Here is a 23,398-nt window from a genome sequence, read left to right on the forward strand (position 1 = left end):
TGAGAGCGGTGGTACTCCTACCTAGATTACGTGTCCGGCGGCCCAAACGTTCCCGCCGGGCACCCGCATCTCCGGGTGCCCGGCGGTGCCGGCTCGCGAAACCCCTCCGTGGGAGACCTCGAAGATCACACGTACGAGCCACGGCGTGAGGGCCCCTTCGGGCAGCGGACGTCCCGGTCGGGCCGCTCTCCGGTCGCCAGGAAGCGGGAGACGGCGCGGTCGCCGCACGCGTTCCCGTTGGCCAGGTAGGCGCCGTGGCCGGTGGAGTCGACGGTCACCATGACGGCCCGCGCCCCGAACGCCTCGCGGAGTTTCCGCGCGCCGCTCAGCGGGGTGGCGACGTCGTGGGCGTTCTGCACGAGCAGGATGCCGGACGGCCCTCTCGACGCGATCCGGACCGGCGCCTGCTCCGGCGGGTACGGCCAGGCGGCGCAGACCATCGCGTTCCGGGGCATGCCGGCGGTCAGCGGGTGTTCGCGGCGGCTGACGGCGACATCGTCGAGGTACGCGGCCGCCGACCGGGGCCAGGCCACGTCGTTGCAGATGGTCGCGGCGCTGACCGCGGTGACGTTCTGCAGCACCGCATCGGGCTGTGCCGCGGGCGCGGGCGGGACGGTGCCGCTCCGGGCGGCCAGCATCAGCTTCGCCAGGGCGGGGAAACGGCTGGGCGTGTAGAAGCTGTCGAGCATCGCCTGGCGCAGCACGTTGCCGTTCAGCTCCTCGGGGTTGGCGCCCGGCCAGGGGATCGGTGCGCGGTCGAGGCGTGCGGCCAGGCGCAGGAACAGCGGTCGCACCTCTGCCGCCGTCGCGGCCACCCGGTCAGGGTTGCCGGGCGCCGAAGCCCACCGGGCGAACTCGGGGAAGGTGTCCTCGACCCCGGTCTCGTACGCGGCGAGCCAGCCCCGGGAGACCCTCACGGGATCGGGGTCGTCATTGCTGTCGAGCACGACGCGGTCGGTGCGCTGCGGGAACAACTGGCTGTATACGGCGCCGACGTACGTACCGTACGAGACACCCCACGCGGAGAGCCTGCGCTCGCCGAGCGCGGCGCGGATGCGGTCGATGTCGCGGGCCTCGTCGACCGTGCTGATGTGCCGGATCAACTCACCGCCGTTGCGCGCGCAGGCGTCCGCCATCCGCCGCGCGGTGGCCATGTTCCCGGTGACCGACCCGTCCGCCGCGGGCCAGGGCCGCAGCTTCGACAGGGCGAGGTCGCCGTGTTCGAGACCGCAGCTGACAGAGGTGGAGGGCGCGAGCCCGCGCGGCGCGAAACCGATCAGGTCGTAGGAGTCCCGCACCTCCTGCGGCAGCTTCTGCCCCTTGCCCGACGGGTCGTTGAGGCTTGAGCCTCCGGGACCGCCGGGAATCAGCAGCAGCGCGCCGCGGCGGGCGGACGGCTTCTCGCCGGGGATGCGGGAGACCACGACGTCGATCTTCCGGCCGCCGGGGTCGGAGTAGTCCATCGGCACCTCGACGGACGCACACCGCTGGCGGGGATCGAGCCCGCTGCCCTCGCACCTGGTCCAGTTCAAGGAGGGGGCCTCCGCGGGCGCGGATGCGGATGCGGATGCGGTCGGGGAGACGGTCAGCGGGGCGGCGAGACAGAGGACGGCGGCGGATACGGCGGTCCAGACGGCTCTTGTGCTGCTGGTCTGCTTCATGCCGATGAGCCTCGCCGATCACGACCGCCCTTCCCATCCGGCCAACGTGCCTGTCCCTACGGGGGTTTGCCCCCGCAGGCCACCTCCGGGCCGCCCCGCCACCGCGCGGAGGACATGTCGCTCAACGGACGGCCCGGGACGCCGGTTTCACCCGATTGCACCGGATGAGCGGGCTCCACCGCACCGATGCGTCAACGCTGATGGCGTACACCCCAGAGGAAAGCGAGAAGGGCATGACCACATCCGCGGTCCACGGCATACGTCGCCGCACGCATCGCTCCCGCACCGCGGCGGCGGGATGCGCCTTCGCCGCCCTGTGCGCGGTCACGGCGGCTCCGGCCGTCGCAGACAGTGGCGCGAGCGAACCCAAGCCCACCATCGTCCTGGTGCACGGCGCCTTTGCCGACGGCTCCAGCTGGAGCGGGGTGATCGAACGGCTCGAGAGCCGCGGCTACACGGTCATGGCCCCGGCCAACCCACTGCGCGGGCTGTACAGCGACTCCGCCTACATCGCCTCGGTGCTCAAGAGCGTCAAAGGCCCCGTAGTAGTGGTCGGCCACTCCTACGGAGGAGCCGTGATCAGCACGGCCGCAGCCGGCAACCCCCGGGTGAAGTCCCTCGTGTACATCTCAGCGCTGATGCCCGACGTGGGCGAAAGCGGCATGTCGCTGTCCGCCCGCTTCCCCAGCGCCCTGGGCACCGCCACCACATCCGTGCCCTACCGAGCGGGCGACGCCAGCGGAACCGACCTGTACCTCAAGCGGGACAAGGTGCACCCGGTCTTCGCCGCCTGCCTGCCGGCGAGCGAGGCGAATCTGCTGGCGGTGACCCAGCGGCCCGCGGCCAGCACCGCGTTCTCGGAGAAGGCCCAGGTCGCGGCGTGGAAGGACATCCCCTCCTGGGCCCTCGTCGGCCGTCAGGACATGACCATCAGTCCGGATCAGGAACGCTTCGAGGCCAAGCGCGCCGGTTCCCACACCGTGGAGATCGACACCTGCCACGTGTCTCTGATCGCCCGCCCCGACGCCGTCACCGACCTGATCCTCAAGGCCGCCACCGCCACCCCTACCGGGGCAACGCGCCCGGCGCTCGCACGACGCGCAGGCCCTGCCGGGCGGTGAGCCGGCGGAGACGGTTCGGCCTGCGACCGATGAGTTCCGGAGCCCGGTGCGGTCTACCTCTGGACAAGCGAAAGCCGCGCACGAGCTCTGTGAGGCGAGCGACCATGACCAGCCACGCACTACCACCCGTCGTCGACACCGCAACCTGGGAGCGCCGGCTCGAGGCACTTCGCGCCCGGGAGAAGGCCGCGACCCGGGAACTCGACGCCATCGCCGCCGAGCGCCGTCGCCTGCCGATGGTCGAGATGCCCGACTACACCCTCGAGGGCGAGGACGGCCCCGTTCGGCTGGCGGACGTCTTCGAGGGCAAGAGGCAACTGATCGTCTACAACCACATGTGGTTCGCCGGCAAGGAATGGCAGTGCCCGGGCTGCACGGGGTTCACCTCGCAGTACACCCGCCTGGAGTTCCTGGACGACTACGACGCGCGATTCGTCGTCGTCACCCAGGGCCCGATCAAAGAGGCACTCGCCTACAAGCAGCGGGTCGGCAACCGGATGACCTGGTACTCGACTGCCAACAGCTCCTTCGGGGCCGACGTCGGCGCACCGCCCGGCGGAGGATTCGCGGTCAACGTGTTCCTGCGCGACGGCGACACCGTCTACCGCACCTGGCACACCAACGGCCGGGGCACCGAGCAGCTCAGTCACAGCTTCGCGCTGATCGACCTCCTGCCGTACGGACGGCAGGAGGAATGGCAGGACTCACCCGAAGGCTGGCCTCAGTCACCCACCTACAGCCGGTGGGCGAGCTCCGAGGACATCGCCGCGCTCTACGGCCCGGGCTCCGGCGGCGGCTGACCGATCACGGCCGATGAGCGGGGCGCCTCCGTGCCATGACATGCGGTCGGGGGCAGCCGGGGGCGGAGTCCAGCCGCCCAGCTGCCCCTGCGACGCAGGCAGGCGAAGGTGGGCGGTGCTGACGGGGCGCTCTACCGGCGGACCGCCGAGATCAGTCCGCCGGGCCGCTCCTCGCGCTGCGGCGGGGTGCTGATCGGGCGGCCGTAGGCGGCAGCGCGCTCGCGCAGGGTGTAGCTGTCGGCCTCCCAGCCGTGCCCGGCCAGCCAGGCCACCGGGTCGTCGGGCATCTCCGAGACCCACATGGACGCCGCCGATCCCGGCACGGCGTCCGCGCCGAAGCGCTCGATCACGCCGCGCGAGCCCAACGTCAGCCCCATCCGACTGCCTGCCGCCGACTGCGCGCCGATCCGGGCCAGCAGCAGCTCCACCGCGTCCTCGGGCAGATAGATCAGCAGTCCTTCGGCGATCCACACGGTCGGCACCGCCGGGTCGTGCCCTGCGGCGGCCAGCGCGCCTGGCCAGTCCTCACGCAGATCGACCGCGACGGTGATCCGCTCGCAGCGTGCGACGGCCCGCTCCTGGCGCAGCACCGAAGCCTTGAAGTCCAGTGGCGCGGCGGTGTCGACCTCGAACAGCCGGGTGCCCTCGGGCCAGTCCATCCGAAAGGCCCGGCTGTCCATGCCGGCGCCGAGCAGCACGACCTGCCGCACCCCGGACGCGGAGGCCTGCTGCAACAGGTCGTCGAGAAACTTCGTCCTGATGACGATGGAGAACGACACGGCCAGTCGGCGGCGTCGCGCGGCCTCGTCATCGGGCAGCGGCGGCGAGGAGGGCCACAGGCCGCCGGCGGCGGCGAAGGCCTGTGCCAGTGGGTCGCGGAACAGCGCGTTCTCCCGCTCGGTCTCCAGCGCCCGCACCCTGGCCACCCCCACCGCCGTGGCCCACACTCCCGACGGCTGCACCCGCTCCTGCTCATCAGTCACCGCGTCAGCCTAGGTGATCGATTCCAAAGCGCCCCGATGAGTGGAGTCAGGTACCGACCGCAGCCGGCGCAGCCGCCACCTCGTCCTCGCTCGAGTGCCTCGCCCCCTCAGTGCGCGTGACCACGCGACACGGGCGCCGGTGCGGCGTTCTCGACCGTCAGAGGCAGCAGCTTCTCGCCGGTCGGACCGACCTGGATGTGCGTGTCCATCCGCTGGCACAAGACACCAGGACCACATTCGACCGCGGCTCGCGCACTGTTGGCCCCGTGCTGGTACTGAACGCCGCGCGGAAGGCCGCCCCGCCTGGCGTGCCGCATGCATACCCGGTCTCAGGAATCCCGGGCCACGACCGTGCCTCCCGGAACGACGTTCCTGCGCTCCCGCAGGTGGGCGTAGCACATGAGACCGAGGAGGACCGAAAGGAGCACGGCGGCGAGCTTGCCGATCACGAGGAACTCCCCGTCGTCGGCCTGGATGAGGTCCGGAGAGGGCTGCCCCGTCGCACTGCCCCGCTCGGCGGGCTCGATCCGATCCGGCGCATGAGGGCTCCTTGGTGACAGGATCGGTGCCATGGGCACCGAGAGGGTGTGGGCGTACCGAGTGGAGGAGCCACACGGCTCGCACGGCTGGCGCCCCCACGGCGGCCCCTCCCACCGCTGGCGGGGAAGGGTCACCACCGAGTCCCGGAGCGAGGACGCCAGATACGTCGCCGCCCTCGTCGCCACCGACCTTGTGACCGAGTGGAAGGTGAACGGCGTCAGCGAGCAGCACGTGCGCGTGATCGTCTGGGCGGGCGAAGAAGGCACCGGCCCCGAGGACGCGGTCTTCACGCTGGAGATCCAGCCCGGCGTCGACGGAAAGTAACCAATCACGGCCGGATCCGCGCACCGCCGAGACACCGGCCCGGTCGCCGAGTCGATGGTCCCATGATCCGCCGGGCAGACCGGAGGCTCGACCGTTCCGCCGGCTGGCCCTCCGACCGCTGCTCGCTACGCTGCCACGCGAGTTCGTCAGCGCCTACCGACGCCACGGTCTTACCGATCTCGTCACGAGACGTTCACACTCTGGAACAAGAGGCCGGGGCTTCGTATCAAGTTCACACCACGTCGTCTGACGTCGTGTACGCGCGAAGATGCTCGACCGCGGCATACAGCGCCTCACGCAATGGCGCTACGTCGCGGGCGATCTGCGCGAGCAGGCTGCCCCCCTGGTAGGCGGCGATCAGCATGTGTGCGAGTCGCGCCGGATCCGCCGACGCGTCGAGTCGTCCGTCATATTGCATCCGCTCGAGTCCAGCTCGGAAGATGTCCCGCCATTCGGCGAAGACACGAGTGAGGTCGTCGCGGACATCCAGATCGGTCTTGACGATCTCGCTCGCGAGGGATCCGAGGCTGCAGCCGTTCTCGAACGGGCGACCGGAGACGACGAAGAAGTCCGCCCACTCCTGGTACGCCTCGATCGTGTCGAAGCCGGCGAACCGTTCGCTTCGGTGGAAGCCGAGCACGCTCTCGGCCTGCCAGTCGATGACGGCGCGCACCAGGCTCTCCTTGTTCGCGAAGTAGTGGCTCAGCTGCGAGCCGCTGACCCCCGCTGCTCTTCGTACCAGCTCGTTGTTCGTCGCGTGGACCCCCCGCGCGTAGATCAAGTCCGCGGCGTGCTCGAGGATGCGACCTCGCGTCGCCAGCCCCTTGCCCGTGCGCCCGCGAAGATCACGGGATCCATCGTTCATCTGCATGTCACCAACCTATCCCGCAGATTGGGCTCAGCGGCCCAACATGGACACGGATTGGGCTTGACAGCCCAATCTGAGTCGCGTTTACTGCGAGTGGGCCAAACAGCCCAGACTGATACCGAACCGAGGACCGCCACCATGTCTCGTCTCAGCACGCCCGAGCTCACCGACATCGACGCCAAGACGCAGGGCACGCTCGACGCCATCGCCAAGCAGTTCGGCTTCGCTCCGGGCATGTTCACCACGCTCGCCGCCAACCCGACCGTCCTCGAGATCGTGATGGGCCTGCAGGGCAGCATCGCGAAGCTTCTCGACGCGAAGACCCGCCACACGATCGCGCTGGCCACGTCCCACTCCAACGACTGCGACTACTGCTCGGCGCTGCACGGATACATCTCCGCGAACCTCGGAGGCATGTCGACCGAGGAGATCGAGCTGGCCCGCACCGGCGGCTCCACCGATCCCAAGCGTGCCGCCGTCGCTCGCTTCTCCCAGCAGGTGATCGAGACCCGCGGTCAGGTGGGCGACGAGGCCATCGCCGCGGTCCGCGAGGCCGGGTACACGGACCCCGAGATCCAGGCGATCGTCACCGTCGTGGTCGTCACGCTGCTCACGAACTACCTCAACAACGTCAACGACACCGTCGTCGACATCCCCGGTGCGGGCGCGTAGCCAGCGACGTCGAAACCGCGTCGACCGGCACGGAGGTCGCCCCAATGAAAGCGACGTTCACCACGTACTGACGTGACTCCAACGCCCAGAAACCGCCTGCTGACCCGATCTCTCCGACATCTCTCCGACAACGAAACGAAAACCAAGCATGGATCTCAACAATCTGATCACCAAGCACCTCACCCGCTACTTCGACCCGAACAAGAAGATCCCGGAGGAGACCTTCCAGCTCCTGCTGCGCTACCTACGCACCTCGCCGACGACGGTCAACATCCAGCCGAACCACTTCCATGTGCTGGAGTCGCAGGCCGGCAAGGACAAGCTTGCGGACGCTCTCGTCGGCCGCTTCGCGGACAACCAGGAGAAGGTGCGGAACGCGTCGCACGCGATCGTGTTCACGACCCGCAAGACGATTCCCGACGAGCACTTGCAGGAGATCTTCGCGAAGGAGCGCGCGGACGGTCGCTTCGCGGACCCGGAGATCCAGAAGGGATGGGAGGCTGGAGCGACCAATTTCGTGGAGATCCAGTCGCAGAACTATGGCGGCGACGTACTCCACTGGCTGGAGAAGAACACCTACCTCGTGGTCGGCGCGACCATGATGGCCGCCGCTTCTCTCGGAGTAGACGCCACCCCGATGGAAGGGTTCGACCGCGCGGCGATCGACGAAGCGTTCGGCCTCACCGACACCGACTTCACCACAACGCTGATCATGGCGCTCGGGTACCCGGACGAGACGCGCGTCTCTCGCCAGCCGGTCTCTCGCTTCGACGCCGAGAAGATCTTCACCCACATGTGACGAACTGAGCGGGTGCGCGATCGGCGCGCCTGCTCGGTTCTGGGGGACTCGACTGTCCGGCGCCCGCACCTCTGCCCGACGGACGCCGGACAGTTGACCTCCACCGACCTCGAGGAGGCCAAGATGCACGCAGACAGGACAGTTCAGAACCGCGCGGCCGCGCGCGCGGCAGAGCTCCCGGCTTCAGAGCACACGCACCAGTTCACCGGCGACTGGGAGGCGTGGAAGGTCGGCGGCAAGGTGTTCATGCTGCAGACATCGATGCCTGGGGAGCCGGTCGTGATCCTCAAGGCCGATCCCTCAGATGCGGAGACGCTCCGCGCGTCGCACACGAGCATCTCTCGCGGCTACCACATGAATAAGAAGCACTGGATCACCGTCAGACCTGGTGCGGATATCGGGCAGGCGTTGGTGGACGACCTCGTGACCGAGTCGTACCTGCTCGTCGTCGCGGGCCTTCCCAGACAGAACCGCCCGGTCGACCCCGACACTTTCAGCTTTCTGCCGTCCGCCGACTGACCGACGCGGCAGACGAAAACAAAACCGGCTCCGTCGTAGGTCCAGCGGAACGGCCGGGCCTCATCGTCGTGGGCGAGAGTGAACTCGCGGATCTGGTCGATGAGGTCCTGGCGCGAGGTGAACTCACCGCGCCGCAGCAGTCGGCGGGCCAGGATCGAGAAGAAGATCTCGACTTGGTTGAGCCACGAAGCGTGTTCGGGTGTGTGGTGGACGGCGAACCTCGGGTGTGCTTCCAGCCAGGCCCGGGTCGCCTTCGAGACACGGGACGACCCGTTGTCAAGGACCAGGTGGATCGTGAGCTTCGGGTCGATGGACTGGTCGAGCATCCGCAGGAAGCGGATGAAGGTGGCCGAGTCGTTGCGGACGATGTCTTCGACCACGACCTGACCGGTGTGCACGTCCAGGGCCGCGATGATGGGGGCGGTGCCGTGGCGTCGGTACTCGAACTCGCGCTGCTCGAGTCAGCAGCCCCGTCGCCGCTGACGGCGGGCACCTACCCCCGCAAGATCAATGCGGCGCTGCACCAGGGCCTGCCCGGCCGGCCGCGAGGTGGGCATCCACGGCGACGACACCGTCGACGCCCTGGCACAGGCCCACGACCACCGGCACAAGACGCGATTCCGGGACGTGACCCCGCAGGGTGACGGCACCGTCCCGGACCTCGACCGCTACGGTGCCCTCTTCCAGGCTGAGGATGCGCCCCAGGACGTCCCGCTCGACCTCGCCGCGGATTTCAACGTCGGAGCGGATGAAGGCGGTCAGTAGGTCGCTACGGCTGACGATGCCGGTCAGAAGCCCGTGGTCGCCGACGACCGGCAGTTGCTTGACGTGCCGCCTGTGGAGTTCCCGCGCGGCCCGGGGGATCGTCCAGTCGGCACGGGCGGTGAAGACAGGGCTGCTCATGAGCGCGCCCGCGGTCCGGGCCCGAGCCTTGCCCCACGCGCGCTCGTCGTTCCCGTCCTGCCCCTGCGGATCGGGCATGCCGGTCTCGTGCCGCAGCACGTCGGACGCGGACACGACGCCGATGGGGACGCCCTCGTCATCGATGACCGGGGCCGCGGCGATGTCGTTCGCGTCGAGCAGGGAGGCGATCTGGTGGAGCGGTGTGTCGGTGCGGAGGGTGATGACTTCTTCGGTCATCACGTCGCCGACCGTGCGGCGGTGCAGCATGGCATCCAGTCTCCTCCGCTTCGCGACGGCGCGGCGCCCCGGCCTTCGCGGCCGCTCGTCCAGGCCCGTCTCCCTACCCATGACAACACCGCGCCGCTCCGGTGACCAGTGACGTTCGACCTGGCGGGGAGGGCCAGCCATCCCCCCGCGCACGCCACTGAGGGGCCGTAGTCGAGAACGGCGCCCCCACCATCCCTGTGCCGGCCGATCCCCCGTCAGAGGCATCGCCTCGACCGCGAGGCCGCGCTGTGCGGTGCTCGACTCATGGCCACTGGCCCTATCCGCATGTGGGCGCGCGTCGGCGCAGCGCGGGCGGAGCGGGCCGAAGGCAGGAGCGTAGCCGGGTGTCTTGAAACCAGCGAAGAACGTCGTAACTCAGCCGTGGCGAGCTCAGACCCATTCCACCTCTGAGCAGACATTCGAGAAACCCGCAGGCTCCGGCAAGGGCGTGCGAAGACTGCGCTTCGGGGCCGAGCGTCGACGACCAGAAGAGCCGGCAGCAGTCAGCGCAGCCGCTACCTCCTCCTCGCTCGCCCCCGCCAGCGCCTGCACCGCCCGATCGAGTGCCTCGCTCACCTCAGTGCGCGTGACCACTCGAAGCCGGCGTCGGACCTGCGTTCTTGACCGTCAGAGGCAGCAGCTTCTTGCCGGTCGGACCGACCTGGATGTGCGTGTCCATCTGCGGACACACCCCGCAGTCGAAGCAAGGCGTCCACCGGCAGTCCTCGACCTCCGTCTCGTCGAGGGCGTCCTGCCAGTCCTCCCAGAGCCAGTCCTTGTCGAGGCCCGAGTCGAGGTGGTCCCAGGGGAGGACCTCCTCATAGGTGCGCTCACGGGTGGTGTACCAGTCGACGTCCACGCCGTAGGGGGCCAGCGCCTTCTCCGCGCACGCCATCCAGCGGTCGTAGGAGAAGTGCTCGCGCCAACCGTCGAAGCGGCCGCCGTCGTCGTACACCGCGCGGATCACCGCGCCGATCCGGCGGTCGCCGCGCGACAGCAGGCCCTCGACGATGCCCGGCTTGCCGTCGTGGTAGCGGAAGCCGATCGAGCGGCCGTACTTCTTGTCGCCGCGGATCTTGTCCCTCAGCTTCTCCAGGCGCGTGTCCGTCTCCTCGGCGGAGAGCTGGGGCGCCCACTGGAAGGGAGTGTGGGGCTTGGGGACGAAGCCGCCGATCGAGACCGTGCAGCGGATGTCGTTGGAGCCCGAGACCTCGCGGCCCTTCTGGATCACGCGCGTCGCCATGTCGGCGATCTGGAGGACGTCCTCGTCGGTCTCCGTCGGCAGGCCGCACATGAAGTAGAGCTTCACCTGGCGCCAGCCGTTGCCGTAGGCGGTGGCGACCGTGCGGATGAGGTCTTCCTCCGAGACCATCTTGTTGATGACCTTGCGGATGCGTTCCGAGCCGCCCTCCGGGGCGAAGGTCAGGCCCGAGCGGCGGCCGTTGCGGGTGAGCTCGTTCGCGAGGTCGATGTTGAAGGCGTCCACGCGGGTGGAGGGGAGCGAGAGGCCGATCTTGTCGTCCTCGTAGCGGTCCGCCAGGCCCTTGGCGATGTCGCCGATCTCCGAGTGGTCCGCCGAGGACAGGGAGAGGAGGCCCACCTCTTCGAAGCCCGTGGCCTTCAGGCCCTTGTCGACCATCTCGCCGATGCCCGTGATGGACCGCTCGCGGACCGGGCGCGTGATCATGCCCGCCTGGCAGAAGCGGCAGCCTCGGGTGCAGCCCCGGAAGATCTCGACCGACATGCGCTCGTGGACCGTCTCCGCGAGCGGGACGAGCGGCTGCTTGGGGTAGGGCCACTCGTCGAGGTCCATGACCGTGTGCTTCGACACGCGCCACGGGACGCCGGAGCGGTTGGGGACCACGCGGGCGATACGGCCGTCGGGGAGGTACTCGACGTCGTAGAACGCCGGGACGTACACCCCGCCGGTCTTCGCCAGGCGGAAGAGGAGTTCCTCGCGGCCGCCGGGACGGCCCTCCGCCTTCCAGGCGCGGACGATCTTGCTGACCTCGAGGACCGCCTGCTCGCCGTCGCCGATCACCGCGCAGTCGATGAAGTCCGCGATGGGCTCGGGGTTGAAGGCCGCGTGGCCGCCCGCCATGACGATCGGGTCGTCGACGGTCCGGTCCTTGGACTCCAGCGGGATGCCGGCGAGATCCAGGGCCGTCAGCATGTTCGTGTAGCCCAGCTCCGTGGAGAAGCTGATGCCGAACACGTCGAAGGCCTTCACCGGGCGGTGGCTGTCGACGGTGAACTGAGGAACGCCGTGCTCCCGCATCAGCGCCTCCAGGTCCGGCCACACGCTGTAGGTGCGCTCGGCGAGGACGCCCTGCTGCTCGTTCAGGACCTCGTAGAGGATCATGACGCCCTGGTTGGGCAGCCCGACCTCGTAGGCGTCGGGGTACATGAGTGCCCAGCGGACGTCGCACTCGTCCCACGGCTTGACGGTGGAGTTCAGCTCGCCGCCCACGTACTGGATCGGCTTCTGCACGTGTGGCAGCAGAGCTTCGAGCTGCGGGAACACCGATACAGCGGCTTCGGCAGACATCTCGCGACTTTCGTGAGCTGGACGGAACTGTCAGGGGTGACCATCTAGCCTAACGCGGCCGGGACACCTCCTCGGACGCCCGCGGGCCGGGCCGCAGGGACAGGGGGCTCAGGCGCCGGTCCGCCCGTCCCGCCTCAGCATCGAACCGCGGGCAGGCCTCCATCCGCTCAGACGTCCGCTTCCGCCTCCACCGCCTGCCACAGTTCCGGCAGCGCCGCCTCCGCCGCTGCCGCGCGCTGTTCCTCGCGGCCGTACAGGACGCCGTAGGTGAACGCGTTCTCCCCCGCCGTGTGCGCCTGTGCCGAGAGCTCGCGCAGGGCGATCCGGGCCATCACGCTGTCCTGGTGGTCGCCGAGCAGGGTCTGCAGGGACTTCATCGCCGTGGCCAGGGATTCGGCGGGGGCGCCCAGGGCGGGTGCGGCGGCCTCGGCGGCGTACCGTGTGCGCTTGGCCTTCTTGCGGGCCTCGTGGATGGCGAGGTCGCGGTCGGTGCCCGGTGGCTGGTCCAGGGCGCGGCCGATCAGGTCGGCGACCTTGCGGACGTCCTTCCGTACGGCCTTGGCGATCACCGTGGACGGTTTCCCGGCGGCCGCCTTCAGCAGGGGCGGGTCAGTGATCAGGGCGTCCAGCGCGTCCAGCAGTCGCAGGTAGCGCTCGCCGTCCAGGACCGCGATCAGGCGGCGCCGGGAGCCGCCGCGCCCCGCGCGGGACCAGGTGCGCAGCCGGCCGCGGACCGGGCCGACGACCAGGTGGCGGGGCAGTGCGGCGACGGCGGCCGTCAGGCGTTCGGTCAGCACCTCCTGGTCCCGGTCCACGCCCAGCTCGCCGGCCAGCCACTTCAGCTCGTCGGCGATCGGGGCGGTGACGGCGGGGTCGAGGACCTTGGAGTAGGAGCGGAGTGTGCTGCGCAGTCGGCGGGTGGCCACGCGCAGGGCGTGCACGGAGTCGAAGACGTCCTGGCGTACCGCGGGGTCGAGGGCGAGGATCGCGTCCCGTTGGGCGCGGACGTAGGCGAGGACGTGGTCGCCCGCGGTGGCCGGTGGGGGCTGCTCGCCGGTCGCTGCGGGCCCGCCGGTCTCCTGCAGTGCCCTGGCGAGCTTGGAGTGGGACGGTGAGCGGTGCACCCCGGCCTTGCGGAGTCTCTTCTCGACCTTGTCGAGGAAGCGGGGGTCGCCGGCGTCCGCGAGTTCGACCTCGATCTCGGTCCAGGCGGCGGTGCCGGTGCCGCCGCTGAGCCGCTCGGCGCGGACGTGGTCGAGGCTGACCTCGGCGAGCAGGGCGCCGTCGGCATCGACGAGGTGGCGGACGTGGCGGGCGGAGCGCAGGCGTACGAGGGGGACGAGGGGGGTGTCGCGGACGCGGGAGCGGACGAGGGCGGACAGGGAGGCGGGGACGGTGTCGGAGAGCGGGGCGCGGATCTCGTCGCGGACCCCGTCGGCGACCGGCAGCTTGAGGTGCCAGCCGGCGTCGCCGCCTCCGGTGCGGCGGCGCAGGGTCAGACGGGTGCGGGCCAGGCGTTCGTCGGCCGTGTCGTAGTAGGTGGCGTCGAGTTCGGCGACGCCCTTGTCGATGACGGCCGAGACGCCTGCGACGCCGGTCAGGTCGGGCAGTTGGTCATCGGCTGCGGCCTCGTACTTGCGCTCGATTTCGCGCTTGGTGTCCGCCATGACGCGAATCTAGTGGGAATCGGTGCGGGACGGCAGGGGGTGCCACGGGGGTTCGAGGACGAGGTGCCGTTCAGGCCGGGCGGGGCTCTGGGGGCGGAGCCCCAGAAACGGCCACCGGGACGGGCCCGCACCGGACGACCGACCCGTACCGGACAACCGACCCGCGCCGGACGACCGGCCCGGTCGGCCCGACCGGGCCCGACCGGGCCGACCGGGCCCGACCGCCAAAGGCCTACGCCGACATCGGCCGCTCCACCCGGATCGACTGCAGCAGTCCCACCGCCATCCACACGGCGAACATCGAAGAGCCGCCGTAGGAGACGAACGGCAGCGGCAGGCCCGCGACCGGCATGATGCCGAGGGTCATGCCGACGTTCTCGAAGGACTGGAAGGCGAACCAGGCGATGATGCCGGCGGCGACGATCGTGCCGTACAGCTCCGTCGTCTCGCGGGCGATCCGGCAGGCCCGCCACAGGACGACGCCGAGCAGGACGAGGATCAGGCCGGCGCCGAGGAAGCCCAGCTCCTCCCCCGCGACCGTGAAGACGAAGTCGGTCTGCTGTTCGGGCACGAACTGGCCCGTGGTCTGGGAGCCGTGGAACAGTCCCGCGCCGGTCAGTCCGCCGGAGCCGATGGCGATGCGTGCCTGATTGGTGTTGTAGCCGACGCCTGAGGGGTCCAGGTCGGGGTTGGCGAAGGCGGCGAAGCGGTTGATCTGGTACTCGTCCAGGATGTGGAGCTGCCAGACGGCGATCGCGCCGACGGCGGCCGCGGTGAGCAGGCCGAAGATCCAGCGGTTGGGGGCGCCGGAGGCGAGCAGCACGCCCAGCACGATGACCGCCATGACCATCGTCGAACCGAGGTCCGGCATGAGCATGACGATCATCATGGGGACGGCGGCCAGGCCCAGGGACTGCGCCACGGTCCGGTGGTCGGGATACGGCTTGTCGCCGGCGTCGACCCTGGCCGCGAGCAGCATCGCCATGCCCAGGATGATCGTGATCTTCACGAACTCGGAGGGCTGGAGGGAGAAGCCGCCGCCGAAGACGATCCAGTTGCGGTTGCCGTTGATGGTGGCGCCGAGCGGGGTGAGCACCAGCAGCACCATGAACAGCGAGAGGCCGTAAAGGATCGGCACGGCGGTGCGCAGGGTGCGGTGGCCGAGCCAGATCGTGCCGATCATCAGGGCGATCCCGATGCCGGTGTTCATCAGGTGCCGGATCAGGAAGTAGTACGGGTCGCCCTGGTTGATCTCTGTGCGGTTGCGGGTGGCCGAGTAGACGAGGGCCGTGCCGATCAGGGACAGGGCCAGGGCAGACAGCAGTATCGGCCAGTCGAGGCGGCGGGCGAGGCCGTCGCGGGCGAAGATCCGCGTCCAGCCGGCCCGCTCGGGCCCGTACCCGGAGACGGAGAAGTTGTTCGCTCCGGTCACGTGAGGATCCTCCGCCTCTTCTTCGGGCGGCCCGTGCGCCGTCGGGTGTCGCGGTTGCTCGCGGTCGGCGACGGCGCGGTGGCCGGCGGGTTGTCGGTGGGCGCCGTCTGCCCGGGCGACGGACTGGCCTGGTTGGCGTTCGGGTCGAACTTCTCGATCTTCGGGGCGACGATCGAGCCGTCGGGCTGGATCTTGGGCAGGCCCTGCTGCGGGGTGTAGAGCAGAGCCTTCTTCTTGTCGATCGAGCCGTCGGACTGGACGCCGTACAGGGCGTTGTAGATGTTGTGGACGGCCTCACCGGAGGCACCGGAACCGGTACCGGCCTGGGCAATCGTCATCACGACCGCGTAGTCCTTGGAGAACGTGGCCAGCCACGACGTGGTCTGCTTGCCGTAGACCTCGGCGGTACCGGTCTTGGCGTGCAGCGGGATCTTGTCCTGCGGCCAGCCGCCGAACTTCCAGGCGGCGGTACCGCGGGTGACGACGCCCGCGAGGGCCTCCTCCATGACGTCCCGCGTCTTGGCGTCGATCGGCAGCCTGCCGTGCGACTTGGGCTTGATCTCGGTGACCTTCTTGCCGTCGGGGCTGACGATCGCCTTGCCGATGGTCGGGTCCCACAGCGTGCCGCCGTTGGAGATCGCCGAGTACATGACGGCCTCCTGGATCGGGGTCAGAAGAGTGTCGCCCTGGCCGATCGAGTAGTTGATCTCGTCGCCCTCGCGCATCTTGTTGCCCTCGAGGCAGTTCTCGTACGCGATCTTCTCGACGTAACTGCCGTCCTTCTTGCCGGTCTTGCACCAGGCGTCCTTGTTGGCCTCCCAGTACTTCTGCTTCCACTCGCGGTCGGGGACGCGGCCGGAGACCTCGTTGGGCAGGTCGATGCCGGTGGGCTTGCCGAGGCCGAACTGGTGGGCGGTCTTGAAGAACCAGTCCTTGGGCTGCCCCTTCTTGGGGTTGATGCCGCCGTCCTTCTTCCACTCGTTGTCCGCGAGGCCGTAGAAGACGGTGTCGCAGGAGACCTCCAGGGCGCGGCCGAGCGAGATCGGGCCGAAGTTCTCCCCCTCGAAGTTCTTGAAGACCTGGCCGCCGACCGAGTAGGAGCTGGTGCACGGGTAGTGGCCGTCGAAGTCGTAGCCGGCCTGGATCGCGGCGGCCGTGGAGACCACCTTGAAGGTGGAGCCGGGCGCGGACTGGCCCTGGATGGCCCGGTTGAGCAGCGGGTAGTCGGAGTCCTTGCCGGTGAGCTTCTTGTAGTCCTTGGCGGAGATCCCGCCGACCCACACGTTCGGGTCGTACGTAGGGGCGGACGCCATGGCGACGACGCGGCCGGTCTTGGCCTCCATCACGACGACGGCGCCGGAGTCGGCCTTGTAGTTCTCCCCGGTGTTCTTGTCGAACTGGGTGCGGGCGACCTTCATCGCCCGGTCCAGCTCGTACTCGGCGACCCGCTGTACCCGGGCGTCGATGCTGGTGACCAGTTTGGATCCGGGTTCGGCGGCGTCCGACTTGGCCTTGCCGATGACCCGGCCGAGGTTGTCGACTTCATAGCGGGTGACGCCGGCCTTGCCGCGCAGCACCGCGTCGTACTGGCGCTCGAGCCCGGAGCGGCCCACCATGTCGGAGCGCAGATATGGGGAGTCGGTGTTCTTCGCCTGCTGGATCTCCTGGTCCGTGACGGGCGAGAGGTAGCCGAGCACCTGGGCGGTGTTGGAGTCGCCGGGGCTCGGGTAGCGGCGCACGGCCTCCGGCTCGGCGGTGATGCCGGGGAAGTCCTCGGAGCGCTCACGGATCTGCAGGGCCTGCCGGGGCGTGGCCTCGTCGGTGATGGGGATGGGCTGGTACGGGGAGCCGTTCCAGCAGGGCTGGGGCGTCTTGGCGTCGCACAGCCGGACCTTGTCCATCACGTCCTGGGGCTTCATGCCCAGCACACCGGCCAGCTTGGTCAGGACGGCCTTGCCGCCGTCCTTCATCTTCAGCAGGTCGGTGCGGGAGGCGGAGACGACGAGCTTGGTCTCGTTGTCGGCGAGCGGGACTCCGCGCGCGTCCAGGATGTCACCGCGTACGGCGGGCTGGACGACCTGCTGGACGTGGTTGCCGGACGCCTCCTTCTGGTACTGGGCGCCCTCGCGGATCTGCAGGTACCACAGGCGGCTGCCGAGGGTGCCGAGGAGGGAGAAGACGAGGATCTGGATGACGACGAGCCGGATCTGGACCCGTGGAGTCCGCCCGGTCTCGGGAATGTTGGTCACTGCTGCCGCCCCCTCTCAGCGCACGTACGGGTCATACGAGTACACGGTCGACCTGTGCGGCCCAGGTCCTGTCGTCACAGCCGCTTGACCCCCTTGATGCGTCCCGCGCGGGCCACCCGGGCCTTGGCGGCTCTGACCCTCAGGCCGCTGCGCTGGCTGCCGATGCGCAGGCCGGTGCCGGAGGACAGCCAGCCGGAGGAGACGTCGGCCGCCTTGGCGGAGTTGGTCTCGGCGAGCGGGTCGTTGTCGGCGCGGCGGGCCAGGGCCATGATCCCGGGAACCACGAAGGGCGCGAGCAGCAGGTCGTACAGCGCGGCGGTGAACAGCAGGCTCGGCAGGCCCACATGGCGGGCGGCGGTGTCACCGACGAGGGCGCCCACGCCCGCGTACAGCAGGGTGGAGCCGATCGCGGCGGCGACCACCACGACCATGGGGCCGCTGGCGGACTTCAGGCGGCCGTTCTCCGGCTTGGCGAGTCCGGCCAGGTAGCCGATGACGCACAGCACGAGGGCGTAGCGGCCGGCGGCGTGGTCGGCGGGCGGGGCCAGGTCGGACAGCAGGCCCGCGCCGAAGCCGACGAGGCACCCGCCGACGTGGCCGTAGACCAGGGCCAGGCCGACGACGGTCAGCAGCACCAGGTCCGGGACGGCGCCGGGCAGGTGCAGACGGGCGAGGACGCTCACCTGGATCACCAGGGCGACGAGGACCAGGGGGGTGGCGAGCAGCATCCGGTTGAGGCGCATCGGGTTCGGCTCCTAGGGCGTCTGCTGCCCGCCGTCGGCGGAGGCCGAGGGGGTGACGGTGACGGTCACGGTCGGCGTGGGCGTCGGCTGGGGCTTCGGTGGCAGGACGGTGTCGCGCGGGTCCTTCTTGGGCGCCTGGACGACGACGCCGACGACATCGAGCTTGGTGAAGGACACGAACGGGGTCACGTAGATCGTGCGGGTCAGGTCGCCGCCGGAGGGATCGACCCGGGAGACCACGCCGACCGGGACGCCCGGCACGAACGGCTTGTCGGCCTCGGAACCGAAGGTGACCAGACGGTCGCCCTTCTTCACGTCCGCCTTGGCGTTGAGGAGCTGCACGCGCAGCGGGCGGTCACCCTGCCCGGAGGCGAAACCGAGTTCGTCGCTGCCCTCCATTCGGGTGCCGACGGTGAAGTCCGGGTCGTTGGCCAGCAGCACCGTCGAGGTGCCGGGGCCGACGGTGGTGACACGGCCGACCAGCCCGTCGCCGTTGAGGACGGTCATGTCGCGCTTGATGCCGTCGTTCGCGCCCACGTCGATGGTGACGGTCCAGGAGAAGCCCTGGGCCGCTCCTATCCCGATGACCTCCGCGCCCTTGATGCCGTACTGGCCCTCGCCCGCCACCCGGATCATCTTGTCCAGCTGCTTGAGCCGGCTGCGGTTGCGGTCGTCGCTGCCCAGCTTCGCCTTCAAGGCCGCGTTGTCGCGCTCCAGTTGGGCGATGCGGTCGTGCCGGCTGCCGGAGTCGCGTACGGCCGCGATCGCGTTGCCGACGGGGTCGACGGCGGACGACACCCCGTTCTCGATCGGGCCGAAGACCGTGGCGGCGGCCTGTCGGGCACCTTCGACCGGTGAGTCCTGGCCACCGCGGATGTCCACCGTGATCAGAGCGAACGCGATGGCGATCAGCAGCACCAGGAGCAGCCGGCTCTCTCGTGTGTCCCTCACGTGCGGCGGCCGTGCCTTCCTCGTCGTATGGGAGGTTGGGGATGGGAGGTTCGGTTGGTGGCGATACGGGGCTTATGCCTCTATATCAACGATCCGCCGCACGAGCACAGATGGTCTCGTACGGCGGAGTCGGCGCGTCGCGTCATCTGCGGGGCTGGGCGTCCAGCACCTGCTGGAGCGCCTCGAACTCCTCGACGCACTTGCCGGAGCCGAGCGCCACGCTGTCCAGCGGGTCCTCGGCGATGTGGATCGGCATGCCGGTCTCCCGGCGCAGCCGCTCGTCGAGGCCGCGCAGCAGGGCGCCGCCGCCGGTGAGGACGATCCCGCGGTCCATGACGTCGCCGGACAGCTCCGGCGGGCACTTGTCGAGGGTCGTCTTGACCGCGTCCACGATCGCGTTGACGGGTTCCTCGATGGCCTTGCGGACCTCGGCCGCGGAGATGACCACGGTCTTGGGCAGCCCGGAGACCAGGTCCCGGCCACGGATTTCGGTGTGCTCGTCAGTGTCGAGGTCGTACGCCGAACCGATCGTGATCTTGATCTGCTCGGCCGTCCGCTCACCGAGGAGGAGCGAGTACTCCTTCTTGACGTACTGGATGATCGCGTTGTCCAGTTCGTCGCCCGCGACGCGGATGGACTGGGCGGTGACGATGCCGCCGAGCGAGATGACCGCGACCTCCGTGGTGCCGCCGCCGATGTCCACCACCATGTTGCCCGTGGCCTCGTGGACCGGCAGGCCGGAGCCGATGGCGGCGGCCATGGGCTCCTCGATGATGTGCACCTGGCGGGCGCCGGCCTGGGAGGACGCCTCGATGACGGCCCGGCGCTCAACGCCCGTGATGCCCGACGGCACACAGACGACGACCCGCGGACGAGCCAGATACCGCCGCTTGTGGATCTTCAGGATGAAGTAGCGGAGCATCCGCTCGGTGATCTCGAAGTCGGCGATCACGCCGTCCTTCAGCGGGCGCACGGCCACGATGTTGCCCGGCGTCCGGCCGATCATCTTCTTCGCTTCCGCGCCGACCGCGAGGATGCCACCGGTGTTGGTGTTGATCGCGACTACGGACGGCTCGTTGAGTACGATCCCGCGACCCCTGACGTACACCAGCGTGTTGGCGGTCCCGAGGTCGACAGCCATGTCACGGCCGATGAACGACATTGAGTTCCCCATCAGGATTCGTCTGGCCTTCCCAAGTGGAGCGTTGGACAGCTTTCGTTGGGGCGGCGAAGTGGGTGCTGTGACGTGAAGGCTTACATCGTAGTCTCGCCTGCACGAAACACTGCGCGAGGGTCTCCGCCATTGTCAGCAGATGACGCGTCGCCTCGCTCCTGGAGACGGGCGTTCGGGGGTAGCCGTTCCCCCGAACGCGCCGCATATGCCAAGGGTCGACGGGGTTTCCGGGGCCGGGAATCCCGGCGCGGCCGTTACGGCGTCCGGGTGACGTGACAAACCCTCAGAAATCATCCACAAGACGGGTTCGGAAGTTCATCATTCTTGGACTCAGAAGCGCCCGGGAAAGAAGATCTTCAGCTCGCGCTCGGCGGACTCCTCGGAGTCGGAGGCGTGGATGAGGTTCTCGCGGACGATCACACCGAAATCGCCGCGGACGGAGCCCGGATTGGCGGCGAGGGGGTCGGTGGCGCCGGCCAGCGCGCGCACGCCCTCGATGACCCGCTCGCCCTCGACGACGAGCGCGACGACCGGACCGGAGGCCATGAACTCCACCAGCGGCTCGTAGAACGGCTTGCCCTTGTGCTCGCCGTAGTGCTGCTCCAGCGTGTCCTGGTCCAGGGTGCGCATGTCCAGCGCGCTGATGCTCCAGCCGGCCTTGCGCTCGATACGGCCGATGATCTCGCCGATCAGCCCGCGACGAACGGCGTCGGGCTTGAGGAGGACGAGGGTGCGCGAGGTCACGAGAGGGCTCCTTTACCAAGGTTTTCGGTGCGTAGAGGTTACAGGGCGGGTCTGGGTGGACGTTACGCAGCGTCAGGTGCCCTCTGGTGCGGTGGCCGACTGGGGGCCGCGCCCCCGGACCACCGCTTCGGCTTGAACGGCCTCGTGCTCGAATCCCCCGAGCTCTTCGAGAAGGGGGACCGCCGGGCGACTACCGGCTGCCCTCGGCCGCGAATCTCGCCTTGGCCTCGTCGATCTTCCGCCCGTAGTGGACCGACGCCCACCACAGCGCGGCGAAGACCGCGCCCATGAAGAACATCGTCGGCACGAAGAACCCGGAGGCGATCAGCGCGATCTGCAGCGCCCAGCCCAGCTGGACCCCGCCGGGCCGGGTGATCATGCCGCAGAGCAGGATGCTGAGCAGCATCGCGATCCCGCTGACCGTCCAGACCGTGCCCGTGGACAGGCCCGGGTCCTTCATGGCGACCAGCGCGGCGAAACCGATGACGAAGAACTCGCCGATCAGCGTCGAAGCACACAGCGTACGCACGACAGCTCAGCCCTTCCCCAGCAGCAGTCGGGCCTCGCCGACGGTGATGACGGAACCGGTGACGAGCACGCCGGCGCCCGCGTACTCCCCCTCCTCCTCGGCCAGCGTGATCGCGGCCTCCAGCGCGTCCGGCAGCCTCGGCTCGACCTGGACGCGCTCCTCGCCGAAGACATCCACGGCGATCGCGGCCAGCTCGTCCGCGTCCAATGCGCGGTGGCTGGAGTTCTGGGTGACCACGACCTCGGCGAAGATCGGCTCGAAGGCCTCGAGCAGCCCCCGTACGTTCTTGTCGCCGCTCGCCCCCACGACCCCGATCAGCCGGCTGAAGTCGAACGCCTCGCTCACCGCCTCCGCGGTGGCCCGGGCGCCCGCCGGGTTGTGGGCGGCGTCCAGGACGATCGTCGGGGAGCGCCGTACGACCTCCAGACGGCCCGGGGACGACACCGACGCGAAGGCCTTGCGGACCGTGTCGATGTCCAGTGGCTCGGGGCGCTGGGAGCCGACGCCGAAGAACGCCTCCACCGCGGCGAGCGCCACGGCGGCGTTGTGCGCCTGGTAGGCGCCGTGCAGCGGCAGGTACACCTCGTTGTACTCGCCGCCGAGGCCGCGCAGCGTGAGGAGCTGCCCGCCGACCGCGACCTGCCGCGACACGACCCCGAACTCCAGCCCCTCGCGGGCCACGGTCGCGTCCACCTCCACGGCCTTCTTCAGCAGCACCTGGGCCGCGTCGACCGGCTGCTGGGCGAGGATGACGGTGGAGTCGGACTTGATGATCCCGGCCTTCTCACCCGCGATCTCGCCGGGCGTGGAGCCGAGCCGGTCGGTGTGGTCCAGGTCGATGGGGGTGACGACGGCGACGTCCCCGTCGATCACGTTGGTGGCGTCCCAGCTGCCGCCCATGCCGACCTCGACGACCGCGACGTCCACGGGCGCGTCCGCGAAGGCGGCGTACGCCATGCCGGTGAGCACCTCGAAGAAGGACAGCCGGTATTCCTGCGAGGCGTCGACCATCTCCATGTACGCCTTGATGTCCTGGTACGTCTCGACGAACCGCTCGGCGCTGATCGGGGCGCCGTCCAGACTGATGCGCTCGGTGATCGACTGGACGTGCGGGCTCGTGTACCGGCCGGTGCGCAGCTCGAAGGAGCCGAGGAGGGCCTCGATCATGCGTGCGGTGGAGGTCTTGCCGTTGGTGCCGGTGATGTGGATGGAGGGGTACGAGCGCTGCGGCTCCCCCAGTACGTCCATCAGCGCGGAGATACGGGTGACGGACGGCTCCAGCTTGGTCTCGCCCCAGCGGGTCGCCAGCTCGGCCTCGACCTCGCGCAGCGCCTTGTCGACCTCGGGGTCCTCGGGCCGCGTGGGCACGTCGGCCTGCGATGGGCCGCCCTGCGTGCGCAGGGTACGGCTGCCGGCCTCGATCACCGCGAGGTCGGGGATCGGGGTCTCCCCTGCTCGAGCGGAGTCGAGAGCTTGGGGAAGGTCGGTCTCGGCCTCGACGATCTGCTCGAAGGGATCGCTCTCGTTGGGGTCGCGCGGGGGCAGGTCACTCACGGGGCCAGTCTACGTACCCCGGCCTGCGGGCAGTCGTCCGCGTGGCCTGCGGGCGATCGTGCCGTTGGGGCGATGGGGGCCTCCCCTGCTCGAGCGAAGCCGAGAGCTTGAGGGAGGGTGGGCGCCGGGGTACCCCCTGCTCGAAGAGCTTGGGGGAGGCACCCCGTCACCGCCGGGTCGCGCGACCTGCCCCGGGCCGGCCGAAGCCCCCGGAACTCCAAAAGCTCCGGGGGCTTCAGCAACGTACCGCTGGGGTCTTTCGTTTGGATCAGGCCGGATCAGGGAGCGGGGCCTGGTGCCGTGCATCGCAAGGCGGAGGAGGGCGCCATGGCGGAGCCATGGCAACCGAC

General features: G+C 69.6%; 21 protein-coding genes and 1 pseudogene. 6 read left to right on the forward strand and 16 right to left on the reverse strand.

All coding sequences use genetic code 11. The annotated features are described in order from the left end of the window. Positions 1 to 125: 125 nt before the first annotated feature. A complete protein-coding gene (locus N8I84_RS14180) occupies positions 126 to 1,661 on the reverse strand; it encodes an alpha/beta hydrolase (protein ID WP_263229872.1) in 1,536 nt (511 codons plus the stop codon). Between the two features lie 233 nt (positions 1,662 to 1,894). Between N8I84_RS14180 and N8I84_RS14185 the strand changes: the two genes are divergently transcribed. Both N8I84_RS14185 and N8I84_RS14190 read left to right on the forward strand, forming a co-directional pair. Beyond that, positions 1,895 to 2,782 carry an alpha/beta fold hydrolase gene (locus N8I84_RS14185; RefSeq protein WP_263229873.1) on the forward strand — a complete coding sequence of 296 codons (888 nt, stop codon included), beginning with the start codon at positions 1,895 to 1,897 and terminating at the stop codon, positions 2,780 to 2,782. Positions 2,783 to 2,886: 104 nt separating this feature from the next. Then, the gene (locus N8I84_RS14190; protein WP_263229874.1) at positions 2,887 to 3,582 is read left to right on the forward strand and encodes a DUF899 domain-containing protein; all 696 of its coding nucleotides are present in this window, start codon (positions 2,887 to 2,889) and stop codon (positions 3,580 to 3,582) included. Between the two features lie 131 nt (positions 3,583 to 3,713). Here the strand turns inward: N8I84_RS14190 and N8I84_RS14195 are convergent, their stop codons facing one another. Continuing rightward, on the reverse strand, positions 3,714 to 4,529 hold the full coding sequence (locus tag N8I84_RS14195) for a class I SAM-dependent methyltransferase (protein WP_263234756.1): 816 nt from the start codon (positions 4,527 to 4,529) through the stop codon (positions 3,714 to 3,716). 365 nt (positions 4,530 to 4,894) lie between these two features. After that, the gene (locus N8I84_RS14200; RefSeq protein ID WP_263229875.1) at positions 4,895 to 5,137 is read right to left on the reverse strand and encodes a hypothetical protein; all 243 of its coding nucleotides are present in this window, start codon (positions 5,135 to 5,137) and stop codon (positions 4,895 to 4,897) included. Between N8I84_RS14200 and N8I84_RS14205 the strand changes: the two genes are divergently transcribed. Further along, the gene (locus N8I84_RS14205; RefSeq protein ID WP_263229876.1) at positions 5,136 to 5,429 is read left to right on the forward strand and encodes a hypothetical protein; all 294 of its coding nucleotides are present in this window, start codon (positions 5,136 to 5,138) and stop codon (positions 5,427 to 5,429) included. The genes N8I84_RS14200 and N8I84_RS14205 overlap by 2 nt on opposite strands. A gap of 232 nt (positions 5,430 to 5,661) precedes the next feature. On the opposite strand, the gene N8I84_RS14210 is transcribed toward N8I84_RS14205, so the two are convergent. Continuing rightward, positions 5,662 to 6,300: a TetR/AcrR family transcriptional regulator gene (locus N8I84_RS14210; protein WP_263229877.1), complete on the reverse strand. Its 639-nt coding sequence runs from the start codon at positions 6,298 to 6,300 to the stop codon at positions 5,662 to 5,664. 135 nt (positions 6,301 to 6,435) lie between these two features. Between N8I84_RS14210 and N8I84_RS14215 the strand changes: the two genes are divergently transcribed. The 3 genes from N8I84_RS14215 (at position 6,436) to N8I84_RS14225 (ending at position 8,287) form a co-directional block, all read left to right on the forward strand. Continuing rightward, complete coding sequence (locus N8I84_RS14215; protein ID WP_263229878.1) at positions 6,436 to 6,969, forward strand: carboxymuconolactone decarboxylase family protein; 534 nt, start codon at positions 6,436 to 6,438, stop codon at positions 6,967 to 6,969. 148 nt (positions 6,970 to 7,117) lie between these two features. After that, on the forward strand, positions 7,118 to 7,768 hold the full coding sequence (locus tag N8I84_RS14220; protein WP_263229879.1) for a nitroreductase family protein: 651 nt from the start codon (positions 7,118 to 7,120) through the stop codon (positions 7,766 to 7,768). Between the two features lie 123 nt (positions 7,769 to 7,891). Then, the gene (locus tag N8I84_RS14225) at positions 7,892 to 8,287 is read left to right on the forward strand and encodes an MmcQ/YjbR family DNA-binding protein (RefSeq protein ID WP_263234757.1); all 396 of its coding nucleotides are present in this window, start codon (positions 7,892 to 7,894) and stop codon (positions 8,285 to 8,287) included. A gap of 89 nt (positions 8,288 to 8,376) precedes the next feature. Here the strand turns inward: N8I84_RS14225 and N8I84_RS14230 are convergent. From N8I84_RS14230 to folC, 12 genes and pseudogenes are all read right to left on the reverse strand, one after another. Continuing rightward, positions 8,377 to 8,730, reverse strand: a pseudogene (locus N8I84_RS14230) (IS630 family transposase); the annotation flags it as partial. 64 nt (positions 8,731 to 8,794) lie between these two features. After that, entirely contained in the window at positions 8,795 to 9,457 is a 663-nt protein-coding gene (locus tag N8I84_RS14235; RefSeq protein ID WP_263229880.1) for a CBS domain-containing protein, read from the reverse strand. 577 nt (positions 9,458 to 10,034) lie between these two features. Continuing rightward, a complete protein-coding gene (locus N8I84_RS14240; protein WP_263229881.1) occupies positions 10,035 to 12,005 on the reverse strand; it encodes a TIGR03960 family B12-binding radical SAM protein in 1,971 nt (656 codons plus the stop codon). Between the two features lie 167 nt (positions 12,006 to 12,172). Continuing rightward, entirely contained in the window at positions 12,173 to 13,672 is a 1,500-nt protein-coding gene (locus tag N8I84_RS14245) for a CYTH and CHAD domain-containing protein (RefSeq protein ID WP_263229882.1), read from the reverse strand. Between the two features lie 232 nt (positions 13,673 to 13,904). Beyond that, entirely contained in the window at positions 13,905 to 15,104 is a 1,200-nt protein-coding gene (gene rodA / locus N8I84_RS14250; RefSeq protein ID WP_263229883.1) for a rod shape-determining protein RodA, read from the reverse strand. Beyond that, positions 15,101 to 17,353 (reverse strand): penicillin-binding protein 2, encoded by a 2,253-nt coding sequence (mrdA, locus tag N8I84_RS14255; RefSeq protein WP_263229884.1) that lies wholly within the window; start codon positions 17,351 to 17,353, stop codon positions 15,101 to 15,103. The genes rodA and mrdA overlap by 4 nt, the downstream gene beginning before the upstream one ends. 74 nt (positions 17,354 to 17,427) lie before the next feature. Then, complete coding sequence (gene mreD, locus N8I84_RS14260; protein ID WP_263229885.1) at positions 17,428 to 18,096, reverse strand: rod shape-determining protein MreD; 669 nt, start codon at positions 18,094 to 18,096, stop codon at positions 17,428 to 17,430. A gap of 12 nt (positions 18,097 to 18,108) precedes the next feature. Next, on the reverse strand, positions 18,109 to 19,047 hold the full coding sequence (mreC, locus tag N8I84_RS14265; RefSeq protein WP_263229886.1) for a rod shape-determining protein MreC: 939 nt from the start codon (positions 19,045 to 19,047) through the stop codon (positions 18,109 to 18,111). Between the two features lie 142 nt (positions 19,048 to 19,189). Then, entirely contained in the window at positions 19,190 to 20,209 is a 1,020-nt protein-coding gene (locus N8I84_RS14270) for a rod shape-determining protein (RefSeq protein ID WP_103845224.1), read from the reverse strand. 342 nt (positions 20,210 to 20,551) lie between these two features. Then, a complete protein-coding gene (ndk, locus tag N8I84_RS14275; protein WP_263229887.1) occupies positions 20,552 to 20,965 on the reverse strand; it encodes a nucleoside-diphosphate kinase in 414 nt (137 codons plus the stop codon). 190 nt (positions 20,966 to 21,155) lie between these two features. Next, complete coding sequence (locus N8I84_RS14280; RefSeq protein ID WP_263229888.1) at positions 21,156 to 21,494, reverse strand: DUF4233 domain-containing protein; 339 nt, start codon at positions 21,492 to 21,494, stop codon at positions 21,156 to 21,158. A gap of 6 nt (positions 21,495 to 21,500) precedes the next feature. Beyond that, positions 21,501 to 23,048 (reverse strand): bifunctional tetrahydrofolate synthase/dihydrofolate synthase, encoded by a 1,548-nt coding sequence (gene folC / locus N8I84_RS14285; protein WP_263229889.1) that lies wholly within the window; start codon positions 23,046 to 23,048, stop codon positions 21,501 to 21,503. Positions 23,049 to 23,398: the final 350 nt, after the last annotated feature.

The sequence above is a fragment of the Streptomyces cynarae genome (assembly GCF_025642135.1).
In the GTDB taxonomy this organism is placed as follows: Bacteria; Actinomycetota; Actinomycetes; order Streptomycetales; family Streptomycetaceae; genus Streptomyces; species Streptomyces cynarae.

Coding starts and splice junctions, on each gene's coding strand:
- N8I84_RS14220 (WP_263229879.1), top strand. CDS start 7,118: ATGGATCTCAACAATCTGATCACCAAGCACCTCACCCGCTACTTCGAC.
- N8I84_RS14205 (WP_263229876.1), top strand. CDS start 5,136: ATGGGCACCGAGAGGGTGTGGGCGTACCGAGTGGAGGAGCCACACGGC.
- N8I84_RS14270 (WP_103845224.1), bottom strand. CDS start 20,209: ATGTCGTTCATCGGCCGTGACATGGCTGTCGACCTCGGGACCGCCAAC.
- N8I84_RS14245 (WP_263229882.1), bottom strand. CDS start 13,672: ATGGCGGACACCAAGCGCGAAATCGAGCGCAAGTACGAGGCCGCAGCC.
- N8I84_RS14240 (WP_263229881.1), bottom strand. CDS start 12,005: ATGTCTGCCGAAGCCGCTGTATCGGTGTTCCCGCAGCTCGAAGCTCTG.
- N8I84_RS14235 (WP_263229880.1), bottom strand. CDS start 9,457: ATGCTGCACCGCCGCACGGTCGGCGACGTGATGACCGAAGAAGTCATC.
- N8I84_RS14180 (WP_263229872.1), bottom strand. CDS start 1,661: ATGAAGCAGACCAGCAGCACAAGAGCCGTCTGGACCGCCGTATCCGCC.
- N8I84_RS14200 (WP_263229875.1), bottom strand. CDS start 5,137: ATGGCACCGATCCTGTCACCAAGGAGCCCTCATGCGCCGGATCGGATC.
- N8I84_RS14185 (WP_263229873.1), top strand. CDS start 1,895: ATGACCACATCCGCGGTCCACGGCATACGTCGCCGCACGCATCGCTCC.
- mreD (WP_263229885.1), bottom strand. CDS start 18,096: ATGCGCCTCAACCGGATGCTGCTCGCCACCCCCCTGGTCCTCGTCGCC.
- N8I84_RS14190 (WP_263229874.1), top strand. CDS start 2,887: ATGACCAGCCACGCACTACCACCCGTCGTCGACACCGCAACCTGGGAG.
- N8I84_RS14215 (WP_263229878.1), top strand. CDS start 6,436: ATGTCTCGTCTCAGCACGCCCGAGCTCACCGACATCGACGCCAAGACG.
- N8I84_RS14210 (WP_263229877.1), bottom strand. CDS start 6,300: ATGCAGATGAACGATGGATCCCGTGATCTTCGCGGGCGCACGGGCAAG.
- N8I84_RS14225 (WP_263234757.1), top strand. CDS start 7,892: ATGCACGCAGACAGGACAGTTCAGAACCGCGCGGCCGCGCGCGCGGCA.